14 protein-coding genes are annotated in these 14,116 nt (G+C 44.0%); 1 reads left to right on the forward strand and 13 read right to left on the reverse strand.

The genetic code is table 11. From position 1 onward, the window contains the following. Positions 1 to 65 precede the first annotated feature (65 nt). The 9 genes from P6N53_RS12105 to nrdR all read right to left on the reverse strand — a co-directional run bounded on the left by P6N53_RS12105 (position 66) and on the right by nrdR (position 8,399). Entirely contained in the window at positions 66 to 1,292 is a 1,227-nt protein-coding gene (locus P6N53_RS12105) for a DUF3999 family protein (RefSeq protein ID WP_304543495.1), read from the reverse strand. Next, positions 1,289 to 3,010 carry a DUF2339 domain-containing protein gene (locus P6N53_RS12110; RefSeq protein ID WP_304543497.1) on the reverse strand — a complete coding sequence of 574 codons (1,722 nt, stop codon included), beginning with the start codon at positions 3,008 to 3,010 and terminating at the stop codon, positions 1,289 to 1,291. The genes P6N53_RS12105 and P6N53_RS12110 overlap by 4 nt, the downstream gene beginning before the upstream one ends. A 153-nt stretch (positions 3,011 to 3,163) precedes the next feature. Next, positions 3,164 to 3,421: a TM1266 family iron-only hydrogenase system putative regulator gene (locus P6N53_RS12115; protein ID WP_304543499.1), complete on the reverse strand. Its 258-nt coding sequence runs from the start codon at positions 3,419 to 3,421 to the stop codon at positions 3,164 to 3,166. A 188-nt stretch (positions 3,422 to 3,609) separates the two neighbouring features. Further along, positions 3,610 to 4,230, reverse strand: a complete 621-nt coding sequence (locus tag P6N53_RS12120) for a 4Fe-4S binding protein (protein ID WP_304543501.1) — start codon at positions 4,228 to 4,230, stop codon at positions 3,610 to 3,612. Between the two features lie 4 nt (positions 4,231 to 4,234). Next, complete coding sequence (locus P6N53_RS12125) at positions 4,235 to 4,717, reverse strand: CopD family protein (protein ID WP_304543502.1); 483 nt, start codon at positions 4,715 to 4,717, stop codon at positions 4,235 to 4,237. Between the two features lie 13 nt (positions 4,718 to 4,730). After that, complete coding sequence (locus tag P6N53_RS12130; RefSeq protein WP_304543504.1) at positions 4,731 to 4,940, reverse strand: DUF1858 domain-containing protein; 210 nt, start codon at positions 4,938 to 4,940, stop codon at positions 4,731 to 4,733. A gap of 383 nt (positions 4,941 to 5,323) precedes the next feature. After that, positions 5,324 to 5,824, reverse strand: coding sequence for an anaerobic ribonucleoside-triphosphate reductase activating protein (nrdG, locus tag P6N53_RS12135; RefSeq protein ID WP_304543506.1), 501 nt, complete (start codon positions 5,822 to 5,824; stop codon positions 5,324 to 5,326). Between the two features lie 80 nt (positions 5,825 to 5,904). After that, complete coding sequence (gene nrdD, locus P6N53_RS12140; RefSeq protein WP_304543508.1) at positions 5,905 to 7,920, reverse strand: anaerobic ribonucleoside-triphosphate reductase; 2,016 nt, start codon at positions 7,918 to 7,920, stop codon at positions 5,905 to 5,907. 17 nt (positions 7,921 to 7,937) lie between these two features. After that, entirely contained in the window at positions 7,938 to 8,399 is a 462-nt protein-coding gene (gene nrdR, locus P6N53_RS12145) for a transcriptional regulator NrdR (RefSeq protein WP_304543509.1), read from the reverse strand. Between the two features lie 265 nt (positions 8,400 to 8,664). Between nrdR and splB the strand changes: the two genes are divergently transcribed. Further along, positions 8,665 to 9,723 carry a spore photoproduct lyase gene (splB, locus tag P6N53_RS12150; RefSeq protein WP_304543512.1) on the forward strand — a complete coding sequence of 353 codons (1,059 nt, stop codon included), beginning with the start codon at positions 8,665 to 8,667 and terminating at the stop codon, positions 9,721 to 9,723. 74 nt (positions 9,724 to 9,797) lie between these two features. On the opposite strand, the gene ldhH is transcribed toward splB, so the two are convergent. The 4 genes from ldhH to sigG form a co-directional block, all read right to left on the reverse strand. Continuing rightward, on the reverse strand, positions 9,798 to 11,942 hold the full coding sequence (ldhH, locus tag P6N53_RS12155; protein ID WP_304543514.1) for an L-lactate dehydrogenase (quinone) large subunit LdhH: 2,145 nt from the start codon (positions 11,940 to 11,942) through the stop codon (positions 9,798 to 9,800). A gap of 13 nt (positions 11,943 to 11,955) precedes the next feature. Further along, positions 11,956 to 12,519 (reverse strand): LutC/YkgG family protein, encoded by a 564-nt coding sequence (locus P6N53_RS12160; protein WP_304543516.1) that lies wholly within the window; start codon positions 12,517 to 12,519, stop codon positions 11,956 to 11,958. A gap of 244 nt (positions 12,520 to 12,763) precedes the next feature. Then, positions 12,764 to 13,033, reverse strand: a complete 270-nt coding sequence (locus P6N53_RS12165) for a YlmC/YmxH family sporulation protein (RefSeq protein ID WP_304543518.1) — start codon at positions 13,031 to 13,033, stop codon at positions 12,764 to 12,766. 193 nt (positions 13,034 to 13,226) lie between these two features. Further along, positions 13,227 to 14,000 carry an RNA polymerase sporulation sigma factor SigG gene (sigG, locus tag P6N53_RS12170; protein ID WP_304543520.1) on the reverse strand — a complete coding sequence of 258 codons (774 nt, stop codon included), beginning with the start codon at positions 13,998 to 14,000 and terminating at the stop codon, positions 13,227 to 13,229. Positions 14,001 to 14,116: the final 116 nt, after the last annotated feature.

Below are 14,116 nucleotides of genomic sequence, written 5' to 3' on the forward strand. Positions count from 1 at the left end.
AAGCTACAACTTGGTTTTAATAATCCCGAACACCACTCATCTATCCGCAGGGACAGGGTTATCGCTTAGCTACCCTTACCTTTCATGCTCCTCAATATAATTGCCCCCAACACCAATGCGGCAGCAATAATTACCCCGTTTAACAGCCAGCGGTTCCTCTCGGTCCAAGGCTTAGCAGCAGGTGAGTAGGACTGATTAACCTGCTCACTTTCCAGCTTAACAACCTTCAAATCTCCCCTATTAACAAGATGAGAAAACCCCGCCAAATCATATTCCGGTGCCTTGGCAGCAGGGTTGCTATAATAGAGTTTGCTTGTACCGGCCGGAAGATCAAGCATCATCCCGGGATAACCACCCCATATTTCCACTCCACCAATATCCAGGGCGGGGCTATCCTGGTTATAAATCACCATTTTAAGATACCTCTCCCCAAGAATACCTAAGTTGAGCTTATTTTCCGCAGCCTCATAACCAGGCCATTTATAATGATAAACAGTTCCCCCGCCAAATACATGCCATTCACTGCTGTCGTTACTTATAAACACTTCGACTTTCCGGTTATAATTTTGCCCGGCAGCATTTAGCACTATATTTTCAATCCTATAACCCTTAACCCCTAAATCTAAAACGATCTCTGTATTTCCCTTAATCTGCTCCAGGGAGGTCATTTTGCCCGGTACAGCTTCAAGATTCTCCGTCTCCACGGGAGTAAAACCTACCCTGGCGCCACTTATACCCAGAGGCTTTTCCCCCTTGCTGTCGATGGTCACTCGAAGGTAGCGGAAGGATGTATTAGGATAAAGGAGCTCCGTATCTGTTATTCCCGACTTAATAGAGAATATCCGGTCCCTTTGGATCAGGTGCCAGGTGAAATTATCGTCACTGCCTTCCAAAGTAACCTCTCTTAAAAAGTCCCGGTCATAACCTATATCCAGGTTTAGTTTGTTGGATAAGGCCCCATTCCTTTGCAAGTCCAGGGTAACCCTGGAGTACTCCCCTTCTAATATTACATTATCCATCGGGGTTGCAAAAACGTGGCCTTCTTCCCGCTCGCGTCCAGGCAGCAATAATTGATAGGGCAGTTCCTTACCGTCAGGCCCGCTAACCCTAATATCAGCAAAATTTCCCTGGGTCCTTTCCATAACTTCCGGGTCAAACTCAACTATAACAAATCCACCCTGGGAGGTAGTTACCTGCTTAAAAAACTGAAAGTGTTCCGGCTGAAAAGCTGCCGAAGCTAGCTTTGGCAGTGACAGTGTTAATATTAACAGTATCAAAATGGCCCTGTTCATACCCCGCCCCCCTTACTTTCCTTTCGCTGGTACACAAATGAAACACCAACCAGAATGACCCCTATGATGATTAGAAGCAGCACCCGGAAGGCCATGGATAAGCCGCTTAGGTCTAGAATCATAACCTTAACGGTGGTAATGCAAAACAGTGCCAGGGCAATAAAGCGAATACCCTTAATATCCCTTGTCATCCCCAGTACCATTAAAAAGAGTGCAAGCACTGCCCAGAACAAAGAAATTGCAAAGGCCTCAGAATAATCCAGTTTAAAGTAACTAATGGCGGTAGTCACTTCCCAGCTTATTTGCTTCATGGCCAGGAATGTACCAATGACGGCTGAAGGCCAAACCAGTATTCGTTCCCTGCTAGTTGTTTGCCGGTGATGATAAAACATATGGGCAACAAAGAAAAAACCAATTATTGAGACACATGAGGCCAGAGAATAATGGTTTAATAACGGCAGCTGCTGTTCAAGGAAATAGGGCTGATCCATGTGTAGGCTAAAAGAAACCAGAGAAAGTAATGCCAGGCCTCCTTTACGAATCCAAGGATTTTGACCCTTTAGACCGGCATATACTAAAACTATAGCCTCCACTAGCCAAGCCGTGGTCACTATTCGCTCATCCTCCAGTTGAAGCGGGATGGCAATGGTGACAAAGGCTAGGCCGGTTCCCAATAGGGCAAGATATAAAAGCTTGTCGGTTATTTTCCTTTTATTTAATACTATGCCAAAGCCAAGATAGGCCACTGCCAGCAGTATGGCAAAGAAACCTAGCCATTCATTATAGTATGAGTCGAGGTTATTTGCACTTGCCGTAAAGAAAAAGGCAGCATTTAAAACCAGGAGAACAATATCCGGTGTCTTAGTGGGCTTTCCATGCTTGATATTATAAAGGAATGTCAGGTTGGCAAATATTAAGAAATACAGGGTTAGAAAGGCCTGGTTTAGCCACACAGCGCCAATGGAAGGTTGCCATATGGACTGCTGGCCACCCATATATGCCAGGGCAGTGCCAAAAAAAGCCAGCAAATTAAGACTGGGCCAGTTTCGATAATAGGCCAGACCAAGAACTGCCAAATTTAAAACTGAGATATAGCAAAGAAGGAATAATATATTAGACTCAGTGCTTCCAATAAGGAAAGGCGAAAGAAAGCCGCCCAGGGTTGAAAGCACAGCTACTCCGAAGGCATTTTGACGAACAGCCAGTAACCCTCCGGCCACTGCTGCCATGACAAGAAGAATAAAGGCAGTACCGGCACTAATCAATGAGTAAAAATTAGCTGCGGCAAAGGTGCTGAGATATATAACCCCTATGCCTCCTCCAGTGAGACCCTGGGAAAAGTAGCGGTAGTTACGCCTCATAATTAAGTCACCGGCAACAAGCAGCAAGACTCCCGCTGCCAGACCAGTCACTACCCGTCCAACTTCACCAATCCATTGGTTGTCAAAGGAGTATTTCAGAAAGTAGGCCACACCAAAGAGGAGAATGATTATCCCAAGACGGTTTAATAATTTTCCCCCAATGACACTCTCCAAACCCTCCTTGGTCAACTTTTCCTTTGTATCCTCAACCCAGGAACTTTTAGGTCCTTGACTTTTAATGACTTCTTGACTCAAAGGGGCGCCCTTTATTCGCACTTCTAATTCCGAAACCCTGGACCTAAGCTGATTAACCTCCTTTTCCAAGGCATCAATTTTTTCCTGCATTTCTTTAGACATATGATTTTCTCCCAAAAGTTCATTTTAAAGAGACTATTCTAACTTTATGTCAAATATCCTTTAGATAATAAATAAGACCTTTGTCCTAATTACCAAATCAATTTTTATGCTAAAAAGTAATGGGTGCCGGGGCACCCATTACTTTTTGTTACATTATGTATTGCATACCCCACTTAGGGCCACTTTGACCTGAATATCTCCCAATTCTTCCAGCTTTGCTACCATGCTGTTAACTTCTGTTACATCTCCATCAACAACAATGGTTATTACATACTTGTTCTTTTCCCTGTAGGGCAACCCCACTCGTCCAACGATCAAATCTCCATAACTAGTTAAAATAGCATTAACCTTTGGTGCTAGTCTCTCCCGATCCTCTACAACTATTACTACACCGCCAACACTATTTTCCATCCTTACACCCCCTGAATATTTTTTATAGTAATTAGTCACCCTTAAGTAAATCCCTTTATATTAATGCTTACATTTTTATTAACTCATAAAAAGAAAAAAAGCCCGGATAATCCGGGTTACACAAAAAAAGGCGGGTGTGCATTTTTTACACATTGCAATTATATGCTAATAAACGACAAATGTCGAGATTAATTTTTTTTGTCTTTGCAATTAATTCTTTCCAAAAGGCTTCCTAATCTCTCCCCGGCCTGGCCCTCTTGATGTAAAAGGTCAATGGTTTCGGTTAATAAACCAACCATCCCCTTCTCATCAGTTAGGCTGCAAACCTCTTGAGCAAGGACTGGTCGTCGACCTAATTTACCTCCCCTAATTACACGGAAGCCAATCTCACCGGCACCGATAGTTCCAGTGGGACAGGTGCTGGCGCATTTACCACAATTAATACATAGCTCTCTATTTATTGCAGGCCCTGAAGTAGCTAGCTCTAGACAATTATCGGGACAGGCTGCAACACACAGTCCACACCCGGTGCAGCCTGCCCCGATAATGGGAACAAGCTGACCTTGAATTCCAAAGTCTTTTATCTGTGGTTGGCTGCAGGAATTTGGACAGCCAGCAATGGCTACCTGAAATATATCATGATGTTTTGGCCTCAAACACTTTAAATACTTAAGGTGCCTTTCATTAAAATCCTTGTCTTGAAAAAGTTTATACAAAACATCTTCTACCCGATCTATTTTAATGACTGCATTGGGGCAGTCCCGGCACCTGGTAATTTTGTAGAGCTTTTCACCACCCGTAGCAAACACCCCCTTAGCGAAGGATGGACATAATAAATAAAATAGCCACTCCCAGGGCCAGATTTATAGCTGAAAAAGAAATAAACCTTTTTTGCATCTGGGAAAATCTTGCAGTAGGCTGCTCCCCAGGCTTTTGAGGTGCTTCCATAGGGATCCTTTTTGCGTACATAAGACTTACAATGGCCGTTAAAAGTACCATTATAATAAATAATACCAGTTTTAATGTCATTAATTGGCCATATCTGCTCATGAGAAATAAGTCAAACTGATAGAAACGACCATAAAGTCTATAGATACCTGTCACCGTTAGGATTATTATGCTGGCCCAGGCCCAGCTCTTAAATCTCTCTATACCCATCAAGCGCAGAAACTGGGGGGGAATGCCCTTCCCCCCCACTGCAGGGGTCAGAACCAGCATCATAAATATCATACTACCAATCCAGGTTGTAAAGGCCAGGTCATGTAAAAACCTTGCAATATGGGTCAGGGTTAGCATCTTAGATACCCCTTTATTTAATGGCTTTGTTTAGCTCCTCCAATAATGAGTTTACATCCAGGCCGTGCAGCATGGCACCCTTTTCTAATGACTCTAGCTGGGCAGTGGGACAGCTCAAGCAGCCCATGCCATACCTTTGAAACACCTCTACTGTTTCTGGAAACTCCTTCACTATATAGCCCATGGTCATATCCTTTGTAACTTCCTTTGTTGTACTTGCCATGACATAATCCTCCTTGGAGTTTAATAATATTAGTCTGTGCATTTTTGAATTTAATATTATATTTATCTCCGACCAAATGAAAAGACACGCTATTCGCGTGTCTAAAATTGTCGAGAAGCTACCTATATTCGGGTTTTAATAATCCCTCACGACTCCTCTCTCGGCAGTGGACAGCGCTAATCCCTTGCTTCGGGCGAAAATGGGCGCCTTCGAGTAAACATCGTGTTTACCTCAGGCTTGCCCGGACGTCCATGTCCGGGCACCCATTTTCGCATCCTCAGCTTCGTGAAGCGCTGTTTCCACTGCTCCGAATGTCGCTGTTCGGGATTATTAAAACCCATGTGTATCTTTTTCAACAGGCTAACACACGCTATTCGCATGTCTTAAAGGAAGGGTGACTGCCACTCGACTAGCCTGCCCTGGTGGCGCGTTTTGGATAAATCTATTATTCTTTGGTTGGAGGAACCACGAAAGGCCAAATCCCAATCCCTTAATTCTTGCCTGAAGGGTCCGTCAACCAACACATCCACCAATTCCAGTAAAGGTAAATCTTGAAGCTCCTCGAACTGATAACCTGTAAATACCCAAAAATCAAGGCCGGGATAAGCCTGTCTTAAGCTTTTTAGTAGTTCATAAAGCCCTTCTTTTTGCAGCAGAGGGTCCCCTCCACTAAAAGTGATTCCCTTGGTAATGGGTGAAATGGTAGCAGCAATCTCTTGCTGGGCTTCCTCCAAAGAGATTTCCCTACCACCCTCCAGGGTTAATAATTCTTCATTGTGGCAGCCCGGACAATGCCTTGGACAACCCTGAAAAAAAACCACTGTCCTGAGTCCCGGTCCGTCAACCACACTGTTGGAGGTTATACCTCCCAGACGTATTTTCATCAATATATCCCTCCCGGCCGGGCTGACCTAAAGGCTTCAACAAGCTCTTGGCTGACCAAGGGCTTGTTGAATTGAAGTAGCTAGAATTTATGGATGGTGCGATCATTCAGCTCAGCCACTTTGGCATCATTAAATCGCTCAACGGTGCTTAGGTAGCCTGTAATCCGACGTACCCGGCGAATTTCAGGAGATTCGCAGCGTGGGCAATTATCCTGATCAATTACCCCGGTTATACTGCAGGAAGTACAATAGTCAACGGGGAAGTTTATTGCTGCATAGCCCATGTCACTGGCCTTCATATGTTTGATTATAGTCTCCACCGCTTCAGGATTTTTTACCGGCGGGGAAGACATTTCCACATAGCTGATATGTCCCGCATTACAATACTTATGGTAGGGTCCCTCCAAGGAAATTTTATCAAATACGCTGATGGGATAGCCCACCGGAATATGGAAGGAATTTGTGTAATATTGTTTATCGGTTACACCCGGTATGATGCCAAACTCTTTTCTATCGGCCCGTACAAATCTTCCAGAAACGCTTTCCGCAGGAGTAGCCAAAAGTGTGTAATTCAAATCATACTGTTCACTGGCCTCGTCAACCTTACCCTTGATATAAGCAACAATTTCCAGACCTAGGGCCTGGGTTTCTTCACTATGCCCATGATGCTTACCTGTAAGGGCTACCAGGGTTTCTGCCAACCCTATAAAGCCAGGAGAAAGGGTTCCATGCTTAATTACCTCTTCAATAGGATCGTTAGGTTCAAGACCCTGAGAGCCCATATATAGACCCTGGCCCATGACAAAGGGCATATCTCTAACCTTTAATTTTGCTTGAACCTTAAACCGATGATATAGCTGGCGGAAGGTTAAATCTAAAGTCTCATCAAGGAGCTTGTAAAACTTATCAATGTTCCGCTCCGCCTTAATGGCAATCCTGGGCAGGTTGATGGTTGTAAAAGACAGGTTACCCCTGCCGTCCGTCACTGCCGGACCCTTGCGATTGGCCATAACCCTGGTGCGGCATCCCATATAGCTTACATTATCCCCATATTCAGAGTTAAAGGAGGAATCCATGAAGCTAAAGGTTGGGTTAAGGCGTTTAGAGGCTACTTTTATGGCTAGTTGGAATAAATCATAGTTGGGATCCCCGGGATTTAGGTTGATACCTTCCTTAAGTTTAAAAATAATGTTAGGGAATATTGGGTTTTCACCCCGCCCCAATCCAGCCTCATAGGCTAGAATTAAATTTTTCGTTACCCGCCGAGCAGCCTCTGAGGTTTCGGTGCCTAGATTAATACTTGAGAAGGGCACCTGGGCACCCGCCCTGCTGTGCATGCTGTTCAGGTTATATATCAAGGCCTCCATGGCCTGGTATGTTTCATCATCAGTGGCGTTTTCAACAAAGGGTGCTATATCCCGATCAAAGAAGGCAAAGGATTGCCCACCGTGCATATCATTTTGTGAGCTTTGTAATATAATTGCTGCCAGCGCCGTTGCTGAGGTGGGGCGTTTAGGAGCCCTAATGTAGCCGTGTCCGGTATTAAATCCCTCTTTCAATAATCTGCCCAGGGGAATCTGAATGCAGGTAAGGGTTTTGCCATAAAAATCCAAATCATGGATATGTACATCTCCCCTCACGTGGGCCTGGGACATTTCCTCGGGAATTAATCGAGTAAGGTAGTATTTCTTGCTGGCGGCACTGGCTATCTGCAGCATCTTTGCCGAGGGGGAGTTAGAGATATTGGCATTCTCCCTGTTGGTTTCTGCTAGGATCTCCTCCACTGCATCCATTAAATCGCTCTTAGCATCCCGGAGTCGGGTGCGCTGGTGCCGATACAAAATATATGCCTTGGCGGTCCGGGCATGACCCTCTTCAATTAAAACCTTCTCCACCATATCTTGAACTTCTTCTACTCCAAAAATGTTGCCGTTATATGTCTTCTTTAGCATTTTTAAAACATTTAGGGTCAGTTCCATGGCAGTTTGGCGGTCTTCCCCGCCAACAGCTTTGGCAGCTCTAAATATTGCATCGGTTATTTTAGTCTCATCAAAGGCTACCTCCCGACCATCCCTTTTCCTAATATTCATAAACATATCTACAGGGCCCCCTTTTAAGTATGCTTACTCTTTAAAAGCTTCTCTACTTCCTGCAAAAAACTATAAACATCCCGAAATTGCCGGTAAACTGAGGCAAAGCGAACATAGGCCACCTCATCCAACTCTTTCAGCCGCTCCATGACCTGTTCCCCAACTTCCCCACTGTTTACCTCAAGGTCCATCTTATTGCGAAGTTCTCTCTCGATTAAATTTGCAGTCTTTTCTAATTCTTGAACAGGTACCGGTCTCTTTTCACAGGCCTTTATTAAACCGGCCAGTAACTTTGACCGATCAAAGACTTCCCTGCGGCCATCCTTCTTTACCACCACTAAGGGCAACTCATCTATTTTCTCGTAGGTGGTAAACCTCTTTCCACAGTCGCTGCACTCCCGGCGGCGTCTAATACTGCAGCCCTCATCGGCAGGCCTTGAATCTAATACACGACTTTCAGGGAAGCTACAAAATGGGCAACGCACATGACACACCCCCAATATATTGGGTTTACGCTCGAACAATTCCAAGATGTTGTATGCATGCTAATTATAGTGCACTATATATAGTGAGTCAATGTCTGTTTCCAGTAAAAATTACCAATATATCCTAAGAAGATTAATCCTCCCTTTAATTTCCTTCAGTTTTTATCCATCCAAAGAAAATTTCTTTATAAACCACTTTTATTACATAATGTCAGTCTTCTGCGAAATACTTACCTTTAGAAAATATCTAAAGGCGATGAATATAATGGAAAATATTACTTTACTAGCCCCTGCCAAGTCCTATTTGTTTAAGCCTAAGAGGGTATTCATTGAACAGGCGGCCCTGAATTATGATTTAGGGAGAGGATTGCAGGATAGGTTTAGGTCCGAGGGTATTCCAGTTTCAGTCCTGGGCGCCCACAACAGGGTTACCGGCATCCCAGGGAAAACACCCCAGGAGGCATTTCTTGAAGCAAAGCGCACACTGGTCATTGGAGTTCGCAAGGTTAAAGAATTCCAAACCTGCAAGCCCTCGGCCCACTACCAGTTACCCCTGGTATCAAGCTGTCCTGGCAAATGTGAATATTGTTATCTTTTAACTAATTTGGGGAAAAGGCCCTACGTAAAGGTTTATGTCAATATTGAAGAAGTCCTTGAGCGGGCTCAAGGATATATTAATGAGCGACGACCCCAGCATACAATCTTTGAGGGGGCGGCCACCTCTGATCCTATACCAGTTGAAAGATACACCGGAGCCATAAAAAAATCCATAGAATTCTTTGGCCGACAAAGTCATGGCCGTTTTAGATTTGTCACCAAGTTCACAGATGTAGACTCACTGCTAGACACCAGGCATAATGGTAAAACCCGCTTTCGCTTCAGTCTTAACAGTGATTATGTTATAAAGGCCTTTGAACACGGTACTCCTACCATGCCAGAAAGGGTTGCAGCGGCCGGTCGTGCGGGGGCCGCTGGCTTCCCTTTGGGCTTTCTCATTGCTCCGATTTTTCTCTATGAAGGCTGGCAAAAGGGGTATGGTGACCTCTTTGAGGCTTTAAATACAACCCTGCCCAAGGAGTCCCGCAAGGACCTAACCTTTGAATTAATAACTCATCGATTCACCAGCCGGGCAAAAAACAATATTAGGGAGGTCTTTCCCAACTCCCAGCTAGATATGAGGGAAGATACCAGGCAATTCAAATATGGTCAGTTTGGCTATGGTAAATTCGTTTATCCTAAAGAAAGAATGGGTGAAGTAAGGGACTTCATGGAAGGCCTGTTAAAGCAGCACTTCCCACAAGCCAAGGTAGAGTACCTGGTATAATGACTCAAAGGACCCTCACCTGACTGTAAATCCGCAATGAAAAGGTTGGGCGTTAATCCCAACCTTTTATAGTGCTATTCTTTTATCGCCTCGGCAAGTAGCTCTGCTGTGTGTTTTACAGGCAGGTTGTTGCCTTTATTGTCTAAACCACCGGAAATTTGCATTTTACAGCCTGGACAATCCAGGGCTACCATTTGAGCACCCGATGCTTCGATGTTAGTTATCTTCTTGTCCAAAATGGCTTTAGAAATATCAGCCATCTTAATGGAATAGGAGCCACCGAAGCCGCAGCATTCGTCGCAGCCCTTCATCTCTATCAGATTTGCACCTGCCTTATCCAGCAGCTCACGGGGTTCCTTCCAGACCCCCAGGGCCCGCTTCATATGGCAGGAATCATGGTAGGTGACACTGGTATTAATCCGGTCATATTTTAGCTCCTGACCATGCTTAGCCACAAAGGAGGCAAAATCAACAACCTTAGCTGCAAATTTTTCTGCCCTGCCTTTCCATGCCGGGTCGTCCTTCAAGTGTTCCACAAAGTGATGCTTTAGGACCTCCACACAGGTGGGACATAGGGAAATGACATAATCCACCTTTTCCTTTTCGAAGGCCTCAAGATTCTGTTTGGCCAGCTTAACTGAAACTTCAGGAGCACCCATTTGACTGGCTGGAATACCACAGCAGCTTTGCTCTTGGGGAAAAACCACTTCCATTCCCATTTTGCCTAGAACTTTATAGGCTGCTTCACCCTGCTCGGGATAGACAAAATCCCCTAAGCAACCAGCAAAGAATCCAACCTTGGCCTTAGCCTTACCTTCAGGTACCTGGTGACCAACCTTATCCCTAAGGGGTGTTGCTGCCACTGCCGGTAAACTGCGGCCCTCAGTTAAACCTGAAAAGAACATGGGTAGATGGCGAATCATATTACCCTTAACGAAGGGTTTTTGAACAACTGAACCAGCTCTAATTAGGGAGTGGAACAACTTTCTGTTGGTTAACACCTTTTCTAAAATTAATTTTTGGCCCGTTGGTAATCCGTCCTTTTTAACCGTCCTGCGGCGCAACTCCACAATCAAGCTGGGCAAATCAATCTTACCAGGACAGAAGGCTTTACAGCGTTCGCAGCGCAGGCAAAGGTTTTGAAGCTCCCCAGCCTTATCAAAACTATTAAAGAAAGCAGTTAAGATAGTTCCTATGCCGCCGGTATAAACGTCACCATAAACGTGGCCACCCACCTGCTGAAACACAGGACAAACATTTAAACAGGAAGCACAGCGAATGCACTGCAGGGCTTGCTTAAATACGGGATCATTACGCATTTCAGTTCTGCCATTATCAAGCATTACTATGTGCATTTGCTTATTCTCAATTATTTCACCATCCATACCTACAGCAGAGGCAGGGCCGGTCATCATGGTTACATAGCTGGTTAGCTTCTGTCCGGTGGCACTGCGGGGCAATGCTTCTAGAATAGGTCCTATGTCTTTAAAATTAGCTACTATTTTTTCTAAGCCTACCAACACAACGTGTACAGGTGGGACGGTGGTGGTAAGTCTGCCGTTTCCTTCATTGGTGCACATAACAATGGTTCCTGTTTCAGCCACTGCAATATTTGCTCCAGATATGCCCATTTCGGCTTTAAGAAACTTATTGCGTAGGTTTTCTCTAGCCACCTTAACCAGTTTGGGAATGTCCGGCTCCAAATTTTCCTTTACTTCTTTGGAAAATACCTCGGCCACTTCTCCCCTGGTCATGTGAATTGCAGGCATTACCATATGGGAAGGGCGTTGTCCGCAAAGCTGAATGATCCACTCGCCCAGGTCTGATTCTGCAACGTCAGAAATTCCCTCTTTGTTTAGGTGTGAGTTTAAATGTATTTCTTCGGAGGCCATGGACTTTGATTTAATAATACTCTTTACATTATTGTCTTTAGCAACCTTAACAATATAATCCCTGGCCTCCTGGGCAGACTTAGCCCGGAAGACAATCGCTCCGGCCTTTTCTGCATTAGCTGCAAATTGAGCTGCTAATTTTTCCATGTTCTCCGCAGCATAGCTCTTGGCCTTGGCAATTTGCTCACGAATAACCTCAAAATCTTTTCCTTCGTAGGCCTTTTCACGGGCAATAGGGTATGCTTCACCGAACCGACCCAGGGCGCCCTTCAGGTTGTCGTTATTCAGAGCAGTATTAATATCTTGTTTTAAATTTGTATTAGACAACTCTTATTCCTCCCTAGTCAATAAATACGATAATTAAGCGGCCTGGCCCGTGAACTCCTATGGTCAGCACTCGTTCAATATCTGCTGTACGGCTTGGTCCACTAACAAAGGTCAAGTAACGTGGTAGCTGGTTTAGGTTTTTATTATATAATTCAATGGCTGACAAGAGGTTAGGCAATATATTTTTTGTCCTGATTAAAACCAGGTGTACCGGGGGTAGTATAGAAACCATCCGACTCTCTAGTCCTGAAGCGTTTCCAACTAATGTACCGATTTCCGAAATGGCATAGTCTAATTCAGATATTCCCAAGTCTGCTGTTGCAGCATTTTCCCTCAAATTCTTTGTTTCCATGGCAACCCCGGTGGCCTTGGCAATCTCATTGGGTTCAAGGGAATTAACCAGCTCAGTGGGAGCATATACAGCCATTTTAATTTTTAGTTCTTTAATAATCTTAGTAACTAATTGACTAGCCTCGTTAAGACCTCCTACCCTGTGTACCTCGGCGGAAAGGATTTCAGCCTTCTCCTTAAACTCCGTATAAAGTGCTTCGGTGGAGTTTTTTTGCGGTGCACCCATGCTATTCACCTCTTGTTGATTATTTTTGTGCTTGTCCAAAATAAATAATTTATAATTCATCAGGCCAAATGACATAACATCAACGGGCATGATGGTCAGACCATTATTTTCAATTTTAAAGAAGGTACCACATTATACCTTCTCAAAATTATTTTTTAAATTAAGCAACTAGTTTGAAAATATTCTTTCTGAAAACAGTATACTAAATATTGCGACAAAGTGCAATGATAATACCTTATATTATCTAGTATTTACTAATGTCATCCCTCTGTTGATGATATGGTGGTAACTCAACCAATATGACGTCCATACCAATTTTACGGATCTTCTCCCAAGGAACTACTAATTCATCCTCTTTGCCAAAAAGCCCCATAAAGCGACCCTGTCCAGGTAGGATTATGGCAGCAATACGGCCTGCTTCCAGGTCAATATCAATATCCTTAATTAGCCCTAATCGCCTTCCATCAATGACATTAACAACCTCTCTTATACGCAGGTCCGATATTTTAATCATAATGCCACCTCCCCGTGATAAATATATATGCAGGGTGCTGGACATTCTGAACAACATTTTTTCACTTTTGGTTTCTATTGTCTTATGCTATTGAAAATACTAAGGGTCTTGGTGTGTCCAAGACCCTTAGTATTACCTTCTATCCACAAACAGTTCAGTTTAACAACAAAGCCTAAGCAATACCATGTCCAGTTTAAACATATTTTTTCATATGATTCAATGCCGCTTTTTCTAACCTTGAGACCTGGGCCTGGGAAATACCTATTTCCTCAGCCACTTCCATTTGGGTTTTACCCTCAAAGAAGCGTAAGGTTAGGATATGCTTTTCCCGGTCGCTGAGCCTGCGCAGGGCATCTCTTATGGAAATTCCTTCCAGCCAGCCTATATCCAGATTCTTTTCATCACTTATTTGATCCATAACGAAAATGGGATCACCCCCATCATGATAGATGGGCTCAAACAGAGAGATAGGCTCTTGTATGGCATCTAGGGCAAAAACTATTTCCTCCCGGGGCATTTTTAGTTCCCCTGCTATTTCGTTAATGGAAGGTTCCCGAGAATATTTATTGACAAGGCTATCCCTTACCTGCAAGGCTTTATAAGCAACGTCCCTAAGGGATCTACTCACCCTGATGGGATTGTTATCCCTCAGATAACGTCGAATCTCACCAATGATCATAGGAACTGCATAGGTAGAAAATTTAACATTTTGGCTAAGATCAAAATTATCAATGGCTTTCATTAACCCTATACAGCCTACTTGGAATAGGTCGTCCACATATTCTCCGCGATTGGTAAATCGTTGGATCACACTAAGTACAAGTCTTAGATTGCCGTTTATTAACTGACTCCGAGAATCCATATCCCCCTGCTGCATTGCTTCAAACAAAGTTCTCATCTTGCTGTTTGTTAATACGGGAAGTTTTGATGTATTTACCCCGCAGATCTCGACTTTGTTTACTAGCATTTACCGGCCTCCCAAAGTTGCTTTATGTACGTTACTTCAGCCCTACAGGTTCATTATTACCTTGGCAAAATTCTTATATACATGAGGTTCGGAGCTAGTAAAAGGCCTAAAAAACA

Origin of the sequence: Desulforamulus aquiferis (assembly GCF_030577015.1) — a bacterium.
In the GTDB taxonomy this organism is placed as follows: domain Bacteria; phylum Bacillota; class Desulfotomaculia; order Desulfotomaculales; family Desulfotomaculaceae; genus Desulfotomaculum; species Desulfotomaculum aquiferis.